Origin of the sequence: Nocardia sp. NPDC060255 (assembly GCF_042727395.1) — a bacterium.
Taxonomy (GTDB): Bacteria; Actinomycetota; Actinomycetes; order Mycobacteriales; family Mycobacteriaceae; genus Nocardia.
In genome coordinates, this window is the sequence record NZ_JBHXAU010000006.1 from 343,566 (window position 1) to 365,339 (window position 21,774).

Below are 21,774 nucleotides of genomic sequence, written 5' to 3' on the forward strand. Positions count from 1 at the left end.
CCATCACTGCGTGTCATCGCTGTCAGTCGGCGGTGCAAAATTTAGCTCATCGGTCCCACCCGGTCGGTAACCGGGCGTAAGGCCATTATGAACGCGCCGTACTTCGTTGACGTGACCATGATGTCTCCACCATAGTTTCACCGATCTTCCTCGAGAATTCGAAACCGCGTGGCCACGGGGTTACCGGCTATGCTCCAAGCTCTGTATGACGCGCTCGGACGTGACATCCGGGGGCCGCGGTTCGACTGAAGGGAATGTGTTGCTGACCAGCGGTGCGGTTTTCGCCGGTTTCACCATCGAGAAGCTGCTCGGTCAGGGCGGCATGGGATCGGTGTACCTGGCCCGCCATCCCAGATTGCCACGGCAAACCGCACTCAAGCTGCTCAACCGTGAGCTTTTCACCGATACCGAGGTGCGCGCGCGGTTCGAACGGGAGGCCGATCTGGCCGCGCAACTCGATCATCCGAACATTGTCGCGGTGTACGACCGCGGCACCGAGGACGATCAGCTGTGGATCTCCATGCAGTATGTGGACGGCGTCGACGCGGCAACGGTGAACCCGCACAACCTGCCGCCGGAGCGGGCCGTGCAGATCATCGAAGGCGTTGCCGGAGCACTGGATTACGCGCACGGCATGGGCGTGCTGCACCGCGACGTGAAGCCGGCGAACATCATGCTGGCCAGGTCCAGCGGCGGGCACAAGGAGCGGGTGTTCCTCACCGATTTCGGAATCGCCAGGCTGCGTGAGGATTCCACGCACCTGACGCAGACCGGCATGTTCACCGCGACGCTGGCCTACGCTTCGCCGGAGCAGATGACCGGCGCGCATCTGGATCACCGTTCCGACCAGTACTCGCTGGCGTGCGCGTTGTTCTGGCTGCTGACCGGGATCGCGCCGTTCGATTCGCCCGCACCGGCCGACATCATCCGCGGCCACTTACAGTTGCCGCCGCCGTCCGCGGCCGCACGCCGGGCGGGCCTGCCCGCCGGGCTGGACACGGTGATCGCGGTGGCGATGGCGAAACGACCCGACCACCGGTTCCCGTCCTGCCTCGACTTCGCCGCTGCCGCACGGCAAGCGCTCGCCGGGCAGGTGCCCGCCATGCCGTATACGCCGCAGCCCGCGCCGACGGTGGTCGCGCCGCCGCCGACGCCGAGCCAAGGTCAGTACCCGCCCTCATACGCCACGTCGGCTCCCACCTTCGCCGCACCGTCGCAGTTCGCATCGAACCCGGTTGCCGGGCAGCAGTTTCCGTCCGCGGGCTATTCGGCGCCACCGCAGAACTCCGCTGTCGGACAGTCGTTTTCCCCGGTCAACCAGGTCAGTGGCTATGGACCGCCTAGTTCCGTTGCTGGGCAATCATTCTCACCGCCGCCGATGGGGTACGGCCCGTCGAATCCAGGTCCGGCCTACCCGCCTCCCGCGCGTCGCTCGAACACGGGCTTGATCGTGGCACTGGTGCTGGCCGTCGTGGCCGTCCTGGTGGTCGCCGGAATCGTGATAGCGAAACTGGGGAACACGGATCCGTCGTCACAGCTGGATTTCGGCAAGACACCGGGGTCGGGCACGCCCGCGGATCCCACGACCGTCGCCAAGGCCTTCCCGCAGATCCTCCCGCAGGGCGTCGACACCCGGTTCGGCATCGGCAGCGGCAAGGGCTATCACGACAAGACCTGCTTCCTGGACACCGCCAAGGCGGGCGACAAGATATCCAGCGACGACGACGCGCCCGCCTTCGCGAAATGGCAGTCCGGCTGGAACTGCTGGGGCGTACCGATCAACGAGCCCGACTTCATCGCCGTCGCCTTCAAGACGCCCGAGGACGCCACCGCCGCGGTGCGCGACCTGCCGTCCAACACCAAGGCGACCGAGCGTAACGGCGGCAAGTCCTACACCACCTACCGGTGGCAGAAGTCGGAAAGTGGTTTCCCGGACGGCTTTCTGGTCGTGAGCTTCGAATCCGATCCGGCGCGGTCGAGCTATCTGTTCTTCGCCAAGGTGACGCTCACCGACAGCCAACCGGATTCCGGATTCGGGATGACCCAGCAGAAGTTCAAGGCGTGGTTCGCCAACTTGCCTTTGTAGCCAGCACGATTCAGTCGACGGCGAGCGCCGCCACGATCGGCATCCGGCCCGCGCGCAGTGCGGGCGGGATCGAACCGAGTAATGCCAGCGCGAGCGCGGCCGAACCATAGACCAGCAGCATCGGACTCGGTCGATAGGCGATATCGATGGTGAGCGCGTGCGCGATGGCGACGGTGGCCAGGTACTGCACGGCGATGCCGACGACGAGACCCAGTGCCGCGCCGATCAATCCGATGCCCGCCGCTTCGGCGAGCACCGAGCGCATCAGGAACTTGCGGTTGGTGCCCATGGCCCGCAGCACGCCGAGTTCTCTGCGGCGTTCGAGCACCGACAGCATCAACGTGTTCAACAGGGCCACCGTGGCCACCAGCACCACGATCCAGAGGATGGCGTTGCTCATCGCCGAGCCCTGCCGAATGCTGGCCGCGACCGCGGTGACCGCGTCCGCGCCGGTGTCCACATGGATCTCCGGCGGAACCAGCTGCCGCACTGCCGCTTGCACCGCGGCTCGGTCGGCGCCGGGTGCGATATCGGCCGTCACGAACGTCTCGCCCGGCCGCTCGTACCACTGGCGCAGCAGGTCGAGGTTCATGATGACCACGCCGGCGACCGCCGAGAAGTACGGAATCACCTGCAGCACAGTCACGGTGCGTTCGCCGGTCGGGGTCGGCAACGTCAGCTCGGCGCCGACTCCGACATCGAGTGATTTCGCGATATCGCGCGATATCGCCACGCCTCGACCGGCGGAAAGTTGTGCGAAGGCCGCGTCGGTCAGCATGCCCATCTGGGTTTTGCGGGCGTTGGGTGGAAAGCCCTCGAGCATCACCCGGCCGGTGCCGAGCGTGGCGAAGGCCATCTGCGCCGGGCTGACCTGTGCGATGCCGGGCACCGCCGCGATATGGTCGGCCAGTCCGGCGGGCAGCAGCGGACCTGTCGGGAACTCCGTCATCGAGGCCGGGCTGATGTAGAAATCGCTGTTGGCCAGGTCTTCGAAAGTGGCGGTGGCCGAGTCGATCATGTTGCTCGACGCGCCACTCATGCCGACCGTGGCCGCTACGCCGATCAGTACCGTCATCGCGGTCGCCCACACCCGGCGCGGCGCCCGTTCCAGCGTGGTCGCGCCGAGGGCACCGGGCGCGCCGAATACCCGCGCGGTCGCCGCGGTGGCCCGGACGAGTGGCCCGGTCGCGGCGAAACAGAGCGTGATGGCGGCGACGAACGCGGTAGAGATCGAGGCGAGCGAATAGCGGCCGAGGTCCAACTCGGCGATCACGACCGCGAGGACGGCCAGCCCGAGGCCCGCCACCACCGCTGCCCAGCGCAGCAGCGGGCTCGTTGCGTCGGTGCGGCCGACGCCGACCGGGACCAGCGCCTCGATGGGTTCCACCTTGTACACCTGACGCGCGGCCAGCCCGGCCGCAGCCACGCTGGCAAGCACGCAGGCGCCGATGGCTACTGGAATCGCGTAGCCCGGCACCAGGTACTCGGTGCGCGCCTCCACCGACGACACGATGGCGGCTGGCAACTGGCCGATCGCCATGCGCCCCAGGAAGATTCCGAGCACCGCGCCGATGCCGCCGCCGAGCACGCCGAGCAACGCGGCCTCGGCGAGCAGATCGCGCACCATCGGCCCGCGCTTGCCGCCGATGGCGCGCAACAGCGACAGCATGGGGCGGCGCTGGGCGATCGCCATGCTCATCGCGTTGTAGATGAGGAAGGCCGAAACGATCAGCGCCGCAGCCGAAGCCATCATGGTGGAGTACCGCACCAGCTGCACCGCGCCGCCCGCCTGCGCGGTGCGCAGGCTCGGCTCGGCGACCACCGCACGACCGTCGACGACCTTGGTGAGTTCGGCACGCAACGTGTCGACGCGAGTGCCCGGTGTCGGGATGATCTGAATGGAATCCAGCCGACCGATCCGGCCGGTGACCTTTTGCGCGAGCCCGAGCGGCGCGGCGACGAGATGACCGTCGTTGAGTTGCTTCGACGTCTTTTTGTCGAGAATGCCTGCGACGGTGACAGTTCCGGAGCCGAGGGTGAACTGCTCGCCCTCCGCGTGCCCCATCGCGGCACCGACCAGGACGCCGTTGGGCACCGTGAGCAGTTTGCCGAGCAGCGCGGTCATCGGCCCGGTCAGCTCGCTGCCGAGCGCGCCGATATTCTGGTCGGCCCCGATCAGCAGTGCCCGATCGGGGCCGCTGCCGAGCTGCGCGCGCACCATCGGCACTGCCTTGTCGACACCGGGCGTGGTCGCGATCCGTTGCAGCAGTTGCTGATCGAAGCCCGCGTCGGTGACGCCGGTGACCTCGAGCGCGGCCCGGCCGCCGAGACTGTGCGTGAGCCGGTCCACCGATCCGGTCACCGAACCGGAGATGCTGAGCACCGCGACGAGCAGCCCCGCCGACACTCCCATCACCACCAGTGACATGGCGGTACGCCCACGGTGCATGAGGAGCTCACCGATGTTGAACAGCCGCAGTCGATCCCACGCGGCCGCGATCATGCGATGGCCGATCGCTCGGCGCTCTCGTTCGAGCCGATCCGCCCGTCGCGCAGGGTGACCACCCGGTCGCAGTAGGCCACCGCGCCCGCGTCGTGGGTCACCATCACCACCGAATTGCCGGATCCGGCGATCGCACCGAGCAATTCGAGGATGGTCGCGCCGGTCTTGGAATCCAGGTTCCCGGTGGGCTCGTCGGCCAGGATCAGCGGCGGATCCATGATCATCGCGCGAGCCACCGCGACCCGCTGCATCTGACCGCCGGACAACTCGGCGGGCCGATGACTCGCCCGATCACTCAGCCCGACCAGCTCCAGCAGCTCCAGCGCGCGCGGCTTGGCCTTGCGTAACCCGGTGCCGTCCAGCAACTTCGGGATCGCGACGTTCTCCCACGCGGACAGGGTGGGCAGCAGGTTGAAGAACTGGAAGATGAAACCGACACGGTGGCGGCGGAACTCGGACTGGCGCTCGTCGTCCAGCGACCCGATCTCCTCGCCCTGGAATCGGATCGAGCCCGCGTCCGGGGTGTCCAGCGCGCCGAGCAGATGCAGCAGCGTGCTCTTGCCCGAGCCGGACGGCCCGATGATCGAGGTGAATTCGCCGGGCTCGATGCGCAGGCTGATGTCATCGAGCGCGCGAACGGTCTGCCCGCCGACCCGATATTCCTTGGTAACCCCGGATAATTCGAGCATTGCCGGATTCGACATCGTTGCCCCCCACCCTGTTCGGTCGGTCGTCTGTGTTGTCTCGCGCTCTACCGCGCCATGACTTCCGGCGCATGGATGCGGCGACGATACTGGGCCTCGAGCACCGCGTACAGCGCGGGCTGCTCGGCCGCTAGCTCGAGGTAGGCGTCCGTCGATGGTCGACCATGGGCCAGCGCCTGATCCAGCTTCGCTTCGAGATGGATGTTCCAGCGATACCGCAGCGCGAGCAGCACCCCGTCCACGTCGCCGAAGAGCCGTTCCAGATCCGGGATCCCGGTGAACAGCTGTGGATCGGCCGGATCTAGCGCGGCGCGGGCCAGGACGGTGCGCAGTACTTCGGTCCGAGCGTGCTGATCTTTCCAGGACATGAGCCTCGCCTTTCCGTGTGCCGCTGCGTTTCACGGTACGGACGAGCCGGTCCTGCTGTCTTCGTGCCAGAGACCCGGATCGATCTCCGCCCACGGTAGGAGAAACGACCCGCTTCAGGAACGATGTACGGGCTACGACCGGGCAGTTAGCCTTAGCAGATGGGTGTGATCGACGTGCCCGACCCGGTGCGTGTGCCGAGGCTGGTGGCCCGCGCGTTCCGGCGCGCGGTCGTCGGTCTGCGCCGCTCCGGTGACCGCGTCGCCGAATTCGCCAGGCAGCCGGTGGCGGCGTTCCGGCGCCGGGTCGAGGAACTTCCGTTCGACTATCCGCCGTCGGTCATCTTCGTGGTCGATGCGGCGGTGTGCCTGGTCGCCATCGGGGCCGCGGTCCAGCGGCACAGCTACTTCCCGACCGCCCTGCCGATCCTGGCCATCCTGCTGGCCACCGCCTTCGGTCCGATGTATGCGTTCCTCGGGGTGATGCCGCGGCCGGTGACCCTCGGATTGCTCGCGATGGCGGCCGAGGGGGTGTTCCTCCTGCAGCCGGTCGCGCAGGACCTGGCGCCGTTTCTGCTCGTCGCGGCGGCGGGCGAGGTGGCGGCGCTCACGGCGCTGCGGGTCAGCGCGCCGATCGCCGTCGCGATGATGCTCGAACTGGTCTTGTTCGACAGGTATGGACGCCTGTCCGAAGGCTTGCCGACCTACTTGATCACCATCCTGGTCACCGTCGCGTTCGGGTGGACTGCCGGTTTACTGCTGCAATATCAACGTCGATTCCTCTATCAGGAACGGGGCTATCAGGACATCCGCGCGGCCCAGGCCGCCGACGAGGAGCGCCGCCGGATCGCCCGCGAGGTGCACGACGTGATCGCGCATTCGCTGAGCATCACGCTGCTGCACCTCACGGCAGCACGGCATGCGCTGCAGACCGATCGCGAGGTCGACGAGGCGGTGGAATCGCTCACCGAGGCCGAGCAGCTCGGCCGCCAGGCCATGGCCGACATCCGGCGCACGGTCGGACTGCTTGACGCGCGGCCGTCGAAGCAGGTACCGGAGCCAGGCGTCGAGGACATCGTGAGTCTGGTCGGCGATTTCGCCAGGGCCGGGCTCGAGGTGCAGTTCGTGTGCGCCGAGGATCTGCGCGCGGTGTCGCCCGCGGTCGGGCTCGCACTGTATCGGATCGGGCAGGAGTCGTTGGCCAATGTCGTCAAGCATGCGCCGGGTGCCACCGCGCGCGTTCGGGTCGCGGTGGATGCCGCGTCCGCGATATTGACGGTCGACAACACGTTGCCCGGAGGTCTGCCCGCGCAACGGGGTACCGGGATGGGTGTGTCGGGGATGGTGCAGCGCGCCGAACTGCTCGGCGGCCGGATGATCGCGGGACCGTGCGACGACGGCTGGTCGGTCCGGGTGGCCATACCGCTCGCTCCGGCCCGCGCCGGGTTCGCGTGCCCGTCATGGACCGGGCTGCCGTTCGGCGGCCTCTCGGCGACACGGGAGACCTGATGCGACAACGGGAGGCCAAGTGACAGCGCCATCGCAGGCCGAGGACGCGGTCACCGTGCTGGTGGTCGACGACCAGGAGCTGGTCCGCGGCGGCTTGCGCCGCATCCTGCGGCGCCGCGACGGTTTCGTGGTCAGCGAATGCGCGGACGGCGACGAGGTGGTCGCCGCGGTGGCGGCCGAGCGGCCCGACGTGGTGCTGATGGACCTGCGGATGAAACGCGTCGGCGGCATCGACGCCACCCGCATCCTGCGCGCCCGCGACGGAGCACCGCCGGTGTTGGTGCTGACCACCTTCGACGACGATCAGCTGCTGTCCGGCGCGCTGCGGGCCGGCGCGGCCGGGTTCATCCTCAAGGACTCACCCGCCGAGGACCTGATTCGCGCGGTGCGGATGGTCGCGGGCGGCGGCGCGTGGCTCGACCCGTCGGTCACCGAACGCGTGCTGTCGGCCTATCGGACGGTGCGGCCGACCCGCACGAGCGCCCGGTTGTCCGAGCTGACCGCGCGCGAGTACGAGGTGCTCGAACTGATCGGACGCGGCCGGGTGAACGCGGAGATCGCCCGCGAACTCGGTATTTCCGAAGTCACGGTGAAAAGCCATGTCGGACACATATTCGGCAAGCTCGAGCTGCGGGATCGGGCCGCCGCGATCGTCTTTGCGTTTGACCACGGGGTGGTGACACCCGGAGAATCCACTCTTTGACGGGCAGGCGTCGCGAGAGTTATGCGTGCACTCCTGGCCCGGGATGTGGAGGATTGACGGGGTGGAGTCACCTGGGCCGAGAACCGGTACACGGTTTGGGCCGTACGAATTGCGATCACTGCTGGGCAAGGGGGGGATGGGCGAGGTATACGAGGCCTACGACACGGTGAAGGACCGTGTGGTGGCGGTCAAGCTGCTGCACGAGGAACTCGCCGGCGACCCCGCCTATCAGGTCCGGTTCCGGCGCGAATCGCAAGCGGCGGCGCGAGTTGCCGAACCGCACATCGTCCCCATTCACGACTGGGGCGTCATCGACGGCGTGTTGTTCATCGACATGCAGCTGGTGCCCGGCGTCGACCTGCGCACGCTGCTGCGCACGGAAGGTCCGCTGAGTCCGGTTCGCGCGGTGGGCATCATCGAGCAGATCGCGAGCGCGCTGGACGCCGCGCACGCGGGCGGCCTGGTGCATCGCGATGTGAAGCCGGCGAACATCCTGGTCACCGCGGCGGATTACGCCTACCTCGCCGACTTCGGCATCGCGCACACCGAGGGCGACAGCGCCGTCACGGTCGTCGGCATGGCCGTCGGTTCCTACATCTACATGGCGCCGGAACGCTTCGACGTCGCCCAGGTCACCGGCCGGGCGGACATCTACTCGCTGTCCTGTGTGCTGCACGAGTGTCTGACCGGCGCCTCGCCGTTCCCCGCGGCCAGCATGAATGTGCTGATCCGGTCGCATATGTCCGATCCGCCGCCGCGGCCGAGCGCGCAGCAGGCGGGCATCCCGGCCGGACTCGACGCGGTGATCAGCCGCGGCATGGCCAAGAATCCGGCCGATCGATGGCCGACCGCCGCCGCGCTCGCGTTGGCCGCCCGGGCCGCGCTCACCAGCGCGCCCTCGACAGGTGCGCCGTCGGCGGCGGCGTCGAGCGGTCCCGCTCCGGCGGACCCACCTGCGCCGAACGTGCCGCCGCCGACCGGACCGATGCTGGTGGTCCGCGCGCCGGGCGCGGTGCCGCCGGAGTCGACCGGGGAGATCTCCGCCGTGATCCTGCCCGGCGCGCCGACCGTGGTGCGGCCGACCGAAATCCAGTACACGACGCTGTCGTCGCCGCAGGAGCCCGCGCCGCCGTTCGGGCCGCCCGCGCGCTGGACACCCGAGCAGGGGCTGCCGCCGGTGCGGCCGTTCCCCGACGCCCACCTGTACTCGGAACAGTCCGGGGGGCAGGCGTATTCGGAGCATCAGGGTGGCGGGCCGTATCCGGATCCGTCCGGTGGCCGGCCATATCCGGATCAGCCTGGGGGACAGCCTGTCTCGGGACGTCCTGGCAGTCAGCCGTATCCGGCACCGTCCGGGGATCAGGGCTTCTCGGCGCATCCCGGCCAGCCGTATCTGAATCGTTCTGGCGGGCAACCGTATTCGGATCAGCCCGAGGAGCGGGCGTACTCGGATCCATTCGGTGACCAACCGTATTCGAATCAGCCTGGTGGCCAGCCGTACTCGGATCAGCCCGGCCAGCCGTATTCGGGCGGCCGTGGGGCACAACCGCACGTGGACGTGCCGTTCACCGAACATCCCGGGGCGAAGGCGTATTCGCAGAATGAGCCCTATGTCGGCGGGCAAGCGTATTCGGAGGCCCAGCAGTACGAGACGACGCGATTCCCGGACGCACCGGGCAGCCGGCCACCACCGGCCGACTTTCCCCCCGATTACTCGGCCACCCAAGCGTATTCGGCCCCGGCCGGGTACTCCGCGCCGGAGGCGTACTCCGAACCGGACGAGTATTACGGTGCCGGCGGCTATTCCGCGCACGGCAGCCACGCCCGCCCCGAGCAGCCGCCGCAGAGCAACTACGCGAGCCAGAGCAACTATGCCCAGGGCGACTACGACAACCAGGGCGAGTATCCGGATCAGGGCTACGCGGACGACTACGACGACTATGGGCCGGAAGAGGATTACGCCGAGCCCGGCAAACGCCGGTCCGTGGTGCTGCCCATCCTGGTCGGCGTCGTGGTGATCGTCGTGATCGCCGTCGTCGGTGCGGTCGGCTGGCAGGTATTCAGCTCCCGCAACGTCGCACACCCGACCGAGCAGCAAGCCGGCGCCCCGGTGCCGACGGCGAGCCCGCAGGCCCCCGCGTCGGGCAGTTCCTCGGCGCCGCCGGTCGCGTCCACCCCGGCCAAGCCGACGACCGTCACCCTGCCCGCCGGTGCCAAGCCGTGCACCCAGGGCAACTCGGCGTCGGGCACATTCACCAAGTCCGCCACCGGATCTGCCGCGACGACCTGCGCGTTCGCCGAGGAAGTCCGGCGGGCGTACGCCGAAACGAACACCGCGAACACGGTTTCGCGGGAGGCGCCGCGCACAGTGACGGCGACCAGTCCGGTCACCGGCCGGACCTACACGATGAATTGCCTCAGCGAAGGCCAGCTCGTCACATGCAGTGGCGGCGAAAATGCGGTGGTGTATGTATATTGATCGACCCCGTGCGGCTCATCTGCGAAAAGCATTGAGCTGTGCGGTATTAGCTGTATTCCTGCTGGCCGGATGTGGAACCCGCAGCGGCGGTTCCGAATCGGAGGAGACCAGTATTACCGCGGCCGCGTCGCACGCGGACCAGAAGGGCCTGTCCATCACGGTTCCCGGCTCGCTGGCCGCCGGCGTCGCGGAACTACAGGCGGGAGTGCGCGGCAAGGTCGGCATGGCGATCATGCCGGTCGGCGGCGACCAGGTGGTCAGCTTCGGCGACTGGACCACCGGCCCCGCCTGGTCGACGATGAAGGTGCCGTTGGCGATTGCCGCGCTGCGTCTCAGCGGCGGCAACCCGAGTTACGCCGCGACGGCGGCGATCACCGCCTCCGACAACGCCGCCGCCGACACGCTGTGGCAATCGCTCGGCAGCAATCAGGAAGCGGCACAGGCGGTGCAGTCGGTGCTGCGCGAGGGCGGTGACGCCAAGACCACCGTGCCCGCCACCAGGACCAGACCCGAGAACTCCGCCTTCGGTCAGGCGGACTGGTCGCTCGCCGACCAGGTTCGGTTCGCCTCGCGGCTGCCGTGCCTGCCGGAGACCGCGCCCGTGATCAATCTGATGGAACAGATCCAAGCGGCCCAGCGCTGGGGCTTGGGCGCGTTCACCGGCGCCGAGTTCAAGGGCGGCTGGGGTCCGGACGCCTCGGGCGCGTATCTGGTCCGGCAGTTCGGGCTGATCTCGACCCCGTCGGGGCAGATCGCGATCGCGTTTGCCGCGCAGCCGGATTCCGGCGCGTTCTCCGACGGGATGACCATGCTGGACAAGCTGTCCACCGTTATTTCCCAGCACCTGACCGAGCTGACCGGCGGTCGTTGTCCCACCTGATCCACCTGACTTGACCGGGTAACGGGTACCCCTGAGAATCCCGACGTATCGGATGTAGGCCGCCGGGCCTACGGTGCGCCGGGTCGCGCACGTGAGTGGAGGTGACGGGGTGGACGGACCGCGGACGAGGATCGGGACTCGATTCGGTCCTTACGAGCTGCGCTCGCTGCTGGGTCGCGGCGGCATGGGCGAGGTCTACGAGGCCTACGACGCGGTGAAGGACCGGGTCGTCGCGGTCAAGCTGCTGTCGCCCGCGCTCGCGAAAGACCCGATGTTCCAGGAGCGGTTCCGCCGCGAATCGCAGGCGGCCGCGCGGGTGGCCGAACCGCACGTCATCCCGATCCACGACTGGGGCGAGATCGACGGCGTGCTCTACATCGACATGCGGCTGGTGCGTGGCCACGATCTGCGTTCGGTGCTGCGCGGCGAGGGGCCGCTGACCCCGGCCCGCGCGATCGGCATCATCGAGCAGATCGGCTCGGCCCTGGACGCCGCGCACGCGGAGGGCCTGGTGCACCGCGACGTCAAGCCCGCCAACATCCTCGTCACCGCATCGGACTTCGCCTACCTGGCCGACTTCGGCATCGCCAGGTCCGCCAAGGATTCCGACATGACCGCCACCGGGGCCGCCGCGGTCGGCTCCTACAGCTATATCGCGCCGGAACGCTTCGAGAACGGTCCGATCACCGGCACCGCCGACGTCTACTCGCTCGCCTGCGTCCTCTACGAATGCCTCACCGGCACACAGCCTTTCCAGGCCAATGAGATGAGTGTGCTTATCCGCTCGCATCTTTCGATGCCGCCACCGCGTCCGAGCGCCGTACGACGTGGCGTGCCAGCCGCATTGGATGAAGTAATCGCGCGCGGGATGGCCAAGCGGCCGACGGACCGCTACTCGACCGCGGGTGGGCTGGCGTCGGCAGCGAAGTCGGCGCTCACCGGACGGGCGGTCGTCGCGGTGACGGAGTTACCGACCGACCGGATGCAGACGGTGCAGCCGAAAGCGCCGCCGACCGTGGTGTTCCCGACCGTCGGGCCGGTCCAGCCGGTCGCGAATGTCGCTCCGACGGATGCGATTCCGCGCCGTCCCACCGGTAGCCAACCCGGCGCCGGCCGGATCACCCGGCCGCCGGAGCCCGCCCGCGAGGTCGCGCGTCGCGCCGAAGTCGTTCGGCGGGAACCGGTTCGAGGCCAGGAGCCGAACCGCGGCCGCGTCGAACGCGCGGATACCGGACCGCGCCCGGACGTCACCGGCTCGCGTCCCGACACCGGCCCGCGACCGGCCACGGCAGTGCCGACCGGTGCGGACGAGTCTGCCCCGCCGAAGTCCCGAGCCAAGTGGCCCAGGGTGGTCGGCGCACTCATCATCGTGCTCGCCCTCGCGGGTGTGGTCGGCTGGCTGAAGCGCGACGCGTTCATCTCCCGTCCCACCGCCCCGACACTCGCCCCGGTGCCCGCCACCGCCAGGGGATGCGCGACCAAATATCCACCCGCAGGCCGCTTCACCTACTCGGCGATCGGCAACGGCGTCACGTCGTGCGACTTCGCCGAGGAAGTCCGCAAGGCCTACGGCGAGGGTTCCGACGCCGACGGCTCCCGCCAGGTGACCGCGTTCAGTCCGGCCACGCAGAAGAACTACACGATGGACTGTGTCACCCGCGACGGTCTGGTCACCTGCACCGGCGGCGAGAACGCATTCGTCTATATCTACTGAGGTCGCCAGGATCGGGTAATTGATGGGGGTCGTCCTGCCGAGCGCGGCCCGGCGGGGCAAGATAGCGGCCATGCGCATCGGAGTCTTGACCGGCGGCGGAGACTGCCCTGGACTGAACGCGGTCATCCGTGCCGTCGTTCGCACCGCGAACGGCCGCTACGGCGACGCGATCGTCGGGTTCGAGGACGGTTGGCGCGGTTTATTGGAGGATCGCAAGATCCAGATCCTCAACGACGACCGCACCGACCGGCTGCTCACCAAGGGCGGCACCATCCTCGGCACCGCCCGCACCAACCCGGACGTGCTGCGCGCCGGGCTCGGCCGGATCAAACGGACCCTGGACGACAACGGCATCGACGCGCTCATCCCGATCGGCGGCGAGGGCACGCTCACCGCCGCCAGCTGGCTGTCCGACGAGGGTGTTCCCGTCGTGGGCGTGCCGAAGACCATCGACAACGACATCGACTGCACCGACGTCACTTTCGGCCACGACACCGCGCTCAGCATCGCCAGCGAGGCGATCGACCGGCTGCACACCACCGCGGAATCGCACCAGCGCGTGATGCTGGTCGAGGTGATGGGGCGGCACGCGGGCTGGATCGCCGTGAACGCGGGCATGGCGGCGGGCGCACACCTGACCCTGGTGCCCGAGGTGCCGTTCGACGTCGACGAGGTGTGCGCGATGATCAAGCGCCGCTTCCAGCGCGGCGACAAGCACTTCATCTGCGTCGTCGCCGAGGGCTCCCATCCGGCGGAGGATTCCGGTTTCGCGTTGCGCGAGGGCGGTATCGACGAATTCGGGCACGAGCGGTTCACCGGTGTCGCCCAGCAGCTCGGCGCGGAGATCGAACGCCGCATCGGCAAGGAGGTCCGCACTACGGTGCTCGGCCACGTCCAGCGCGGCGGCAGCCCCACCCCGTACGACCGGGTCCTGGCCACCCGGTTCGGCCTGCACGCCGCCGAGGCGGTGCACGCCGGCCAGTTCGGGCAGATGGTCGCGTTGCACGGCAGCAACATCGACCTCGTCCCGCTGGCCGAGGCCACCAAACAGCTCAAGCGAGTGCCGGACGAGCGCTACCGCGAGGCCGAGGCGTTCTTCGGCTGATCACCCGAATTCGCCAGGGCCACAGCCGATCAGCGGATCCCCGGCGGTGCCGTCCGGCCTGCCGGGTTACGCTGGCGGCATGGCCGACTTACACGTGAACGACCTGCCGGACGCCGACGTCGCCGTGCTGCGCCGTCGGGCCCGCGCCGCCGGACTCCCGCTGCTCGGCTACCTGCGCGAGGAACTGATCGCCCTGGCCGGCAGGCGCAGCGCCGACGACACAGTCGTGGATTTCCTGGAGTCCGAAGGCCACGAACTGATCCCGGAGATCGACACGGCGGCCATCGCCCTCATCGACATCTACGACCTCCCCGCCGACACCCTCGCCACCTTCGGCCGCCGCGCCTACGCCACCGGCCACCCCCTCAGCGACTACGTCCGCCACACCTTGATCACCTCCGCCCGCCGCAGCACCTTCGACGACGTGATGCTCGAATTCCACGAGGCCCAAGACCGCGACCCGAGCCTGAACATCGACATGGAGTCCGTCGCCGCCTCGGTCCGCTACGTGCGCGGGGAGTGAGCACTCATGGCCACCAGAGATGGTTGCCAGGCCGAGTAGTTGACGCTGCCTCGGCCGGAGCTCACGACGGCTGAACTTCGGCAGCGCATGGCACGCTTCGCCGATGGTCCGAGTGGAGCATCAGTAATCGGCGAAATCGACGCCGTCTTCGGTGAAGAACGGTTGGATGACTGCAGCCGAGAGACGAGTTCCCCGCTGCGCGAGGGTGATCCGCTCCGGTAGGCCAGTGAGTACGCTCCGGCGGGGCTGATCGACCGGGAGGGGCAGCGATGGTATCGCCGATTTCCGGGTTCACCGCATGGGCGGTGATCGGCTATGTGGCGATGGTGGCTGTCGGCAGGGTGCTGTTCACCAGGGACACGATCCTTGATCGCCTGATCAATTGCCTGCCGCTGTGGAGCCTTGCCGGTCTGCTGTTGTTTCGGTGCACGCCGAGGCCGCGGATCGGCAGTGTGCCGATCGAGTTGGCGCTGGGATGCATCGTCATGATCGGCATGTATCTCTACGCGGTCGCTCGAGCGTGGGAGTCCGAGACCGATCCGGAAACCGTCTGGCGGCGTCAGTGGATCTACTGTTCGGTCGGCGTGGTTTCGACGGCGGTCATCCTCCTCGCCGCTCCGTTGGCCGTCGGTGATTCGGTCGACGGAGATTTCAACTGGGCCGGGATCGTCGTCTGGATCGCCTTCGAGGCGCCGCAGGCCGTCACAGCGCTGGTGCTCGCCCGCGTATGCGTCCGCGAATATCGCAGCGGCAACCTCGGCACGGTGGCGAAGGTGTTGTGCTGGCTGATGGTCCTGGCGTGCCTGCCGTTCTGGGCTGATCAGGTGCTCTGGATAGGGCAGATGATCGGTGGCTGGCAGCCATTCGCTTCGCATATTGATCGGGTGCAGGTCCTGCTCGTCAATACCGCCGTTGTCGCGTCGACGCTATTCGTGATCCCGGTGGTCGGCCAGTTGCTGGCACGGGCCGATCTGGATCGGGACGGGCGGATCTGCCGCAAGCTGCAGCCGCTATGGCGCGATGTCTGCGCGGCGGTACCGGAGATCGTGCTGTCCCCGGTCGTCGGCGGGCGGGCTCGCCATGATTCCACCGCACGCCTGCTTCGAATGACCGTCGAGATACGTGATGCACTATTGCATCTCGGGCCCTACCTGCCTGCCGATACCGGGTCCGCGCGCGCCCGCCGGGACGAATCCGACGGGGAAATCAGAGATTACGCGTATCGGTTGGCGGCGGCTGTCTGCGCGCGGCGGGCGGGTCGGTTGCCGACAAACGTGCGCGCCGTGCCGAAGCCGTTCCTGACCGCACGGGATTTCGATACCGAACTGCGGCAGTTACTGGCGTTGGCGCGCGTCTGGCCCGCTGCGCGCGCCGGAGTTGTCACCGGCGGTCGGTAGTGTTGGTTCATGCGCTCTGGACGACTGATCGCGTTGGTGCTGTTCGTTGTTGGCGTGCTGGTTGCGGGTTGCTCGTCGGACTCGAACCCGCCGGAGCCGACCACCGGTGACTGGCACGGGGTGATCGACACTCCGGGGCAGCCGCTCGCGGTCGGGGTGACGTTCACCGGTAAAGACACGGCGACCATCGACATTCCACTGCGGAGCATGGCGGGTGTGCAGCTGAAGGACGTGCAGTCGACTCGCGACGTGGTGTCCTTCGCGATCGCCGATGTTCCAGGCGACCCGAAGTTCCATGGGAGCTACGACAAAGGCACCGACAAGATCTCGGGTGATTTCACCCAGCATGGCAAGACCTTCAAGCTGTCCCTCGAGCGCGGCAAGGTCGCCCCGTTGAACCGCCCGCAAACTCCGCAGGCACCGTTCCCGTACAAGTCCGAGGATGTCACCTACCGCAGCGGCGATATCACCATCGCAGGCACGGTGACGGAGCCGCAGGGCAGCGGCCCGTTCCCCGCGGTCCTGCTGATCACCGGCAGCGGTCCGCAGGATCGCGACGAAGAACTGTTCGGCCACAAGCCTTTCCTGCTGGTCGCGGATACCTTGACACGGGCGGGCTACGCCGTCCTGCGCGCCGATGACCGAGGCGTCGGTGGTACCGGCGGCAACCTGGACGACGCGAACTACACCGACCTGGCCAATGACGCTGCGGCGGGCGTCGGGTTCCTGCGTGGCCGCCCGGACATCGACCCGGCGCGCGTCGGCCTGTTCGGTCACAGCGAAGGCGGTTACCTGGCGCCGCTGGTGGCCTCGCGACCCGACAGCGGTGTCGCGTTCGCCATCCTGATGGCCGGTCCGGGTGTGCTGGGAGCCGATGTGCTCGTCGAGCAGACTCGTTTGATCACTGCCGCAGGTGGTGCCTCCGCCGATGAGGTAGACACCCAGGTGCGGCAAACCAGCGAGCTGGCAGCTCTTTTGAAGGTCGGCGACTTGGCGGGCGCCAAAGACCTTGTGCGCAAACAGAACGAGGCGCTGCCACCCGAGAAGCGGGCGTCCGATGCCGACGTCGCCGCGTCGATCACGCCGTACTTCGCCGCCCTCATCGCCTACGATCCGGCACCGGCCCTGAAGGCGCTGCGCATTCCTGTGCTCGCGTTCTTCGGCGGGAACGATCTCCAGGTGCCGCCCGGCCAGAGCGAGCAGCCGATGCGCGATAATCTCGCCGCCGACCCCGACGCGACGGTCCACGTCTTCCCCGGTCTGAACCACCTGATGCAACCGACCAAGACCGGTCTACCCAGCGAATACGGCAGCATCGAGACGACCATCTCGCCGGACGTGCTCACCTTCGTCACGGGCTGGTTGACCCAGCGCATCCAGCCGAAGTAGGCGTCGAAGGGCGGGGGCGTTCCCCCTCGCGGCCTTACATAGAATGTTCCGCATGAGCACACCCACACTCGACTTGATGGACTACTCGGATGTCATCGCCCGCTTCGAGCCGGTGCTTGGCCTGGAGGTCCACGTCGAGCTGAACACCGCGACCAAGATGTTCTGTGGCTGCCCGACCGAATTCGGTGCCGAGCCGAACACCCAGGTGTGCCCGGTGTGCCTCGGTCTGCCGGGCGCATTGCCGGTGGTCAACGAAAAGGGTGTGGAGTCGGCGATCCGGATCGGCCTGGCGCTGAACTGTTCGATCACCCCGTGGGGACGGTTCGCCCGCAAGAACTACTTCTACCCGGATCAGCCGAAGAACTACCAGATCAGCCAGTACGACGAGCCGATCGCCACCGAGGGCTACCTCGACGTGCTGCTCGACGACGGCAGCACCTTCCGGGTGGAGATCGAGCGCGCGCACATGGAGGAGGACACCGGCAAGTCGACCCACGTCGGCGGCGCCACCGGTCGCATCCACGGCGCCAGCCACTCGCTGCTCGACTTCAACCGGGCGGGTGTGCCGCTGGTCGAGATCGTCACCAAGCCGATCACCGGTGCGGGGGAGCGAGCGCCCGAGGTGGCCCGCGCGTACGTGACCGCGCTGCGCGAGGTGCTCAGGTCGCTCAACGTCTCCGACGTGAAGATGGAGCAAGGTTCGCTGCGCTGCGACGCCAACGTGTCGCTGATGGAGATCGGCGCCAAGGAATTCGGCACCCGCACCGAGACCAAGAACGTGAACTCGCTGAAGAGCGTCGAGGTCGCCGTCCGGTTCGAGATGCGCCGTCAAGCGGCGGTGCTGGCGGATGGCGGCATCATCGTGCAGGAGACCAGGCACTTTCAGGAGACCGACGGCACCACTTCATCGGGCCGGATCAAGGAAACCTCCGAGGACTACCGCTACTTCCCCGAGCCCGACCTGGAACCCGTTGCGCCCGAAGCGGACTGGGTCGAACAACTGCGTGGCACCATTCCGGAGTACCCGTGGCTGCGCCGCGCCCGCATCCAGACCGACTGGAACCTGTCCGATGAGGTGATGCGCGACCTGGTCAACGCGGGCGCACTCGACCTGATCATCGCCACCGTCGACGCGGGCGCCCCGGCCAACGAGGCCCGCTCCTGGTGGGTCGCCTACCTCACCGAAAAGGCCAAGGAGCGCGAGGTTTCGCTCGAGGACCTGCCGATCACCCCGGCCCAGGTCGCGGCCGTGATCAACCTGGTCGAGGCGAAGACGGTCAACAACAAGGTCGCCAAGCAGGTCGTCGACTTCGTGCTGGCCGGCGAGGGCGAGCCCGCGCAGATCGTCGAGTCCAAGGGCCTCGGCATGGTCAGCGACGACAGCGCCCTGCAGTCCGAGGTCGAGAAGGCCCTCGCCGCCAACCCCGACATCGCCGAGAAGATTCGCTCCGGCAAGGTCCAGGCCGCAGGCAAGATCGTCGGCGACGTCATGAAGGCCACCCGCGGCCAGGCCGACGCAGCCCGCGTCCGCGAGCTCGTGATCGCCGCCTGCAGCTGAGTTGCCTTCGCCGATAACGGGGCTCGGAGAGTTATGCGTCCAGATTTGTTCGTCATCGAACGGCCGGGCCCTGGATCGGTAGCCATCATGGCCAGACCGCGAGGTGGGGTCTGGTTGGCCGATTCGATGGATGGTCTGCGGGCCGCAGGGGTGACGACACTGGTGAGTGCGCTGACTCCGGGCGAGGAAATGGAGTTGGAGTTGCGCGACGAGGCGGCTGCGGCCCGTCGGGCCGGGCTGGACTTCGTCGCCTTTCCGATACCGGACCGCAGCGTGCCGCGGGTGACCGTGGCACGGCCGGTATTGCAGCGGCTGGCGGAAAGTGTCAGCGCCGGAGGGTATCTGGTCGCGCACTGCCGAGCAGGAATCGGCCGGTCCGCGCTGATCGCGGCGGGCGTGCTGGTGCTGGAGGGTGCTGATCCCGCTGCGGTGTGGGACCTGATCGAATCCAGTCGCGGTTGTCCCGTGCCGGATACCGACGAACAGCGGCAGTGGGTCAACGAACTGCTGTGAGAATCGGCTGATTCGGGCATGCTGCTGACCGAACACGTTCGCGCACAACGTAAAAGGGCCGACTCCGTGGAGTCGGCCCTTTGTCGTTCGCCCGGTGGCTAGTCCGGGCCGTTCCCACCGGCCTGCGGCGGCGGAATGCGTACTACCCGATCGTCATTCGGCGTCGGCTGGCCGTCGGTCTTGTTGACGGTGCCCACCCAGATGGCGCCGTCGGCGCCTACCGCAGCGCCGCCGAGCTGGCCGTACTTGTCCTGCGCGATCAGGGTCGGGGCGGAGGTGACCGCGTGGGTGGTCGCGTCGGCGGCCGCGATGGCGAGGGCCTTGGACTTGGTGAGTGCGATCGCGACGCCGTCGGTGGCGGCGGCGCAGCCCGCGACGCCGGGGCGGTCCGGCCAGGTCCACGCCGTGGTGACCACGCCGTCGGCGCCGAGCCGCTGCAGCCGGTCCTCGACGGCGGTGCGGTCGGTGATCCAGATGCTGTCCTTGCTGTCCCGGCAGACGTCACCCGCGACGCCGATGCCCGACACCGCGACCTCGGCGGTGGCGCCCGGCGCGGGGGAGTTCACCCGCAGCAGCTTGCCCGCCAGCGAGGACGGGGAACTCGCTGCGCCGGGATTGCCCGCGTCGCCGGTGAGCACCAGCATCTGGGTCGGCGTGGCGAAGTCGATGGCGCCGTGGTTTCCGCTGGGGCCCTTCGGGATTCCGGTCAGGATGTCCTTGGGCGCGCCGCCGCCGGGGGCGATGCGGACCACTCGATTGTCGCTGGGGGTGGTGATGTAGGCGTACATCAGCCCGTCCTCGGCGAAGGTCGGGGAGAGGGTGATGTCGCTGAGCCCGCCGTCGCTGGAGCCGTCCACGTCCACCCGCGCGTACTCGCTCGGCGGCGTGTCCGGCGCCACCTTGAGGATGCGTCCGGTGCGCCGCTCGGCGACCAGCGCGCCGTCGCCGAGCGCGACCAGTCCACCCGTGGTGTCGAGGCAGGTCGCCACCACCGCCGGATCCGGATCGATGCACGGCCCGCTGGGACGGTTGGTCGACGTCGGCGGTGCCGACGGTTTCTGCGGGTCGATGTTCGCCCCGTGCAGCGTCGGCTCCGGCGTGAACGGGCTCGACGCCGAATCATCGAACCTCGCACATCCGGTCACCAGGACGGACCCGAGCGCCAAGCTCATCGCAACGCGACCCACGACAACCAACCTCATAGCTCAGACGTTACGGAAAACAGTCCGGCACCGCCCCCTCGGCCCACCGATGAGGCGCGCACGTTTTGTCCTGGACACCTACACCGAGGCGAAGCACCGGTGTCCCGGTCCAGATTGCATGCCGCCATTATGGCCGCACGCCTTCCGATTTCCCGCACCCCGAATCGCCGCGTGTGATGTGACAGGACATCGCTGACAGTTGGTGACAGGACATCCCGGACAGTTATGGGTTGTAGTTGAGGGTAGGTCGGTGTGATCCGTTTCGGGGGCGGATGGGGTCTTGGCGTCTGCGGGTGCGGTCGAGGGTGAGTTCTCGGACGAGTTGTTCGCGGTAGAAGATCAGGACGTCGTCGTCGCGGACGAAGGTGGTGACTTTGCGGCCGGCGTATTCGGTGCCGATGGGGATGGCGGTGTTGGTGATGTTGACCAGTCCGCGGCTGGTGACGGTGGCTTCTCTGGCCAGTAGGTAGGGGGTTGCGAGGTTGGTCTCGGGGGTGTGGCGGCGTCCGGTCAAGCGGGCTTGGTCCGGTGTTGCGCCGTGTAGGCCTTGATGGGAGCGGGTGTTGTAGAGGGGTTGGTAGGTATCGAGTAGGGCTTGTAGTTCGGGCAGGCTGGTTGCGGGTGGTTGGGCGGTGAGCCATTTGCGCAGGGTGCGGTGGGCGCGTTCGTTCTTGCCGTTGGTTTGGGGGTGTCGTGGTGCGGTGGTGATGAGTTTGATCCCGAGGCGGGCGAGGTTGCGTTCGAAGGACACCATGATGCCCATGTGTTTGCCGGTGAATGATAATCCGTTGTCTGACAGGATCATTCGTGGTTGTCCGTAGCGTTCGATCGCGGTCGAGACGCAGCGCCAGGCGCCTTCGGTGTCCTCGCGGGGCCAGGCCAGATCGATGAGTTCGTAGCGGGAATGATCATCGGTGAGCTCGAAGATCACCACCACGGTCGTGGCGTTGTCGGCCAGGGTGTGTTCGAAAGCGTCGATATGCCAGCAGTCGTCGGTGGCGGGGAACACGAATCGCCGATACGAGGCGCGGGGTCGTTTGCGAGGTTCGGGCTCGATCAACCCGGCTCGGGCCAGCACCCGATGGATCGTGCGGGCACACGGGGGCTCCAAGACACCGTCGTGGAGCAGCCGAGCCCGGATCGA

17 protein-coding genes are annotated in these 21,774 nt (G+C 68.0%); 12 read left to right on the top strand and 5 right to left on the bottom strand.

Annotation, left to right across the window (positions count from 1 at the left end; genetic code table 11):
• Positions 1-256: 256 nt before the first annotated feature.
• The gene (locus ACFWF1_RS15285; protein ID WP_379287896.1) at positions 257-2,086 is read left to right on the top strand and encodes a serine/threonine-protein kinase; all 1,830 of its coding nucleotides are present in this window, start codon (positions 257-259) and stop codon (positions 2,084-2,086) included.
• Between the two features lie 10 nt (positions 2,087-2,096).
• Here the strand turns inward: ACFWF1_RS15285 and ACFWF1_RS15290 are convergent, their stop codons facing one another.
• The 3 genes from ACFWF1_RS15290 to ACFWF1_RS15300 are packed head-to-tail and all read right to left on the bottom strand — an operon-like array spanning position 2,097 to position 5,661.
• Positions 2,097-4,589 carry an FtsX-like permease family protein gene (locus ACFWF1_RS15290; RefSeq protein ID WP_379322185.1) on the bottom strand — a complete coding sequence of 831 codons (2,493 nt, stop codon included), beginning with the start codon at positions 4,587-4,589 and terminating at the stop codon, positions 2,097-2,099.
• Positions 4,586-5,293 (bottom strand): ABC transporter ATP-binding protein, encoded by a 708-nt coding sequence (locus ACFWF1_RS15295; RefSeq protein WP_379292192.1) that lies wholly within the window; start codon positions 5,291-5,293, stop codon positions 4,586-4,588. Before ACFWF1_RS15295 ends, ACFWF1_RS15290 begins: the two co-directional genes overlap by 4 nt.
• Before the next feature lie 47 nt (positions 5,294-5,340).
• Positions 5,341-5,661, bottom strand: a complete 321-nt coding sequence (locus ACFWF1_RS15300; protein WP_379292191.1) for a hypothetical protein — start codon at positions 5,659-5,661, stop codon at positions 5,341-5,343.
• Positions 5,662-5,820: 159 nt separating this feature from the next.
• Between ACFWF1_RS15300 and ACFWF1_RS15305 the strand changes: the two genes are divergently transcribed.
• The 11 genes from ACFWF1_RS15305 (at position 5,821) to ACFWF1_RS15355 (ending at position 19,428) form a co-directional block, all read left to right on the top strand.
• A complete protein-coding gene (locus ACFWF1_RS15305) occupies positions 5,821-7,167 on the top strand; it encodes a sensor histidine kinase (protein ID WP_379292190.1) in 1,347 nt (448 codons plus the stop codon).
• Positions 7,168-7,222: 55 nt separating this feature from the next.
• Entirely contained in the window at positions 7,223-7,870 is a 648-nt protein-coding gene (locus ACFWF1_RS15310; protein ID WP_379292194.1) for a response regulator, read from the top strand.
• 43 nt (positions 7,871-7,913) lie between these two features.
• Complete coding sequence (locus ACFWF1_RS15315) at positions 7,914-10,349, top strand: protein kinase (protein ID WP_379292189.1); 2,436 nt, start codon at positions 7,914-7,916, stop codon at positions 10,347-10,349.
• On the top strand, positions 10,339-11,229 hold the full coding sequence (locus ACFWF1_RS15320; RefSeq protein WP_379292188.1) for a hypothetical protein: 891 nt from the start codon (positions 10,339-10,341) through the stop codon (positions 11,227-11,229). The genes ACFWF1_RS15315 and ACFWF1_RS15320 overlap by 11 nt, the downstream gene beginning before the upstream one ends.
• A gap of 109 nt (positions 11,230-11,338) precedes the next feature.
• Complete coding sequence (locus ACFWF1_RS15325; protein ID WP_379292187.1) at positions 11,339-12,943, top strand: protein kinase; 1,605 nt, start codon at positions 11,339-11,341, stop codon at positions 12,941-12,943.
• Positions 12,944-13,013: 70 nt separating this feature from the next.
• Positions 13,014-14,048, top strand: a complete 1,035-nt coding sequence (locus ACFWF1_RS15330; protein WP_379292186.1) for an ATP-dependent 6-phosphofructokinase — start codon at positions 13,014-13,016, stop codon at positions 14,046-14,048.
• A 79-nt stretch (positions 14,049-14,127) separates the two neighbouring features.
• Positions 14,128-14,571 carry a hypothetical protein gene (locus ACFWF1_RS15335; protein ID WP_379292185.1) on the top strand — a complete coding sequence of 148 codons (444 nt, stop codon included), beginning with the start codon at positions 14,128-14,130 and terminating at the stop codon, positions 14,569-14,571.
• Positions 14,572-14,840: 269 nt separating this feature from the next.
• Positions 14,841-15,968, top strand: a complete 1,128-nt coding sequence (locus tag ACFWF1_RS15340) for an MAB_1171c family putative transporter (protein ID WP_379292184.1) — start codon at positions 14,841-14,843, stop codon at positions 15,966-15,968.
• 9 nt (positions 15,969-15,977) lie between these two features.
• Positions 15,978-17,357: an alpha/beta hydrolase family protein gene (locus ACFWF1_RS15345; RefSeq protein ID WP_379292183.1), complete on the top strand. Its 1,380-nt coding sequence runs from the start codon at positions 15,978-15,980 to the stop codon at positions 17,355-17,357.
• A 52-nt stretch (positions 17,358-17,409) separates the two neighbouring features.
• The gene (gene gatB, locus ACFWF1_RS15350; protein ID WP_379292182.1) at positions 17,410-18,915 is read left to right on the top strand and encodes an Asp-tRNA(Asn)/Glu-tRNA(Gln) amidotransferase subunit GatB; all 1,506 of its coding nucleotides are present in this window, start codon (positions 17,410-17,412) and stop codon (positions 18,913-18,915) included.
• Positions 18,916-18,948: 33 nt separating this feature from the next.
• On the top strand, positions 18,949-19,428 hold the full coding sequence (locus tag ACFWF1_RS15355) for a hypothetical protein (protein ID WP_379292181.1): 480 nt from the start codon (positions 18,949-18,951) through the stop codon (positions 19,426-19,428).
• A 98-nt stretch (positions 19,429-19,526) separates the two neighbouring features.
• Here the strand turns inward: ACFWF1_RS15355 and ACFWF1_RS15360 are convergent, their stop codons facing one another.
• Positions 19,527-20,630, bottom strand: coding sequence for a PQQ-dependent sugar dehydrogenase (locus tag ACFWF1_RS15360; RefSeq protein WP_379292180.1), 1,104 nt, complete (start codon positions 20,628-20,630; stop codon positions 19,527-19,529).
• Between the two features lie 223 nt (positions 20,631-20,853).
• Positions 20,854-21,774: integrase core domain-containing protein (locus ACFWF1_RS15365; protein ID WP_379322186.1), on the bottom strand; the 921-nt coding region annotated here is incomplete at its 5' end.

Bases quoted from the DNA above. Each gene is read 5' to 3' on its own strand.
- ACFWF1_RS15305 (WP_379292190.1), top strand. From the start codon at position 5,821: ATGGGTGTGATCGACGTGCCCGACCCGGTGCGTGTGCCGAGGCTGGTG.
- ACFWF1_RS15330 (WP_379292186.1), top strand. From the start codon at position 13,014: ATGCGCATCGGAGTCTTGACCGGCGGCGGAGACTGCCCTGGACTGAAC.
- ACFWF1_RS15340 (WP_379292184.1), top strand. From the start codon at position 14,841: ATGGTATCGCCGATTTCCGGGTTCACCGCATGGGCGGTGATCGGCTAT.
- ACFWF1_RS15335 (WP_379292185.1), top strand. From the start codon at position 14,128: ATGGCCGACTTACACGTGAACGACCTGCCGGACGCCGACGTCGCCGTG.
- ACFWF1_RS15360 (WP_379292180.1), bottom strand. From the start codon at position 20,630: ATGAGGTTGGTTGTCGTGGGTCGCGTTGCGATGAGCTTGGCGCTCGGG.
- gatB (WP_379292182.1), top strand. From the start codon at position 17,410: ATGAGCACACCCACACTCGACTTGATGGACTACTCGGATGTCATCGCC.
- ACFWF1_RS15300 (WP_379292191.1), bottom strand. From the start codon at position 5,661: ATGTCCTGGAAAGATCAGCACGCTCGGACCGAAGTACTGCGCACCGTC.
- ACFWF1_RS15290 (WP_379322185.1), bottom strand. From the start codon at position 4,589: ATGATCGCGGCCGCGTGGGATCGACTGCGGCTGTTCAACATCGGTGAG.
- ACFWF1_RS15345 (WP_379292183.1), top strand. From the start codon at position 15,978: ATGCGCTCTGGACGACTGATCGCGTTGGTGCTGTTCGTTGTTGGCGTG.
- ACFWF1_RS15295 (WP_379292192.1), bottom strand. From the start codon at position 5,293: ATGTCGAATCCGGCAATGCTCGAATTATCCGGGGTTACCAAGGAATAT.
- ACFWF1_RS15315 (WP_379292189.1), top strand. From the start codon at position 7,914: ATGTGGAGGATTGACGGGGTGGAGTCACCTGGGCCGAGAACCGGTACA.
- ACFWF1_RS15320 (WP_379292188.1), top strand. From the start codon at position 10,339: ATGTATATTGATCGACCCCGTGCGGCTCATCTGCGAAAAGCATTGAGC.
- ACFWF1_RS15355 (WP_379292181.1), top strand. From the start codon at position 18,949: ATGCGTCCAGATTTGTTCGTCATCGAACGGCCGGGCCCTGGATCGGTA.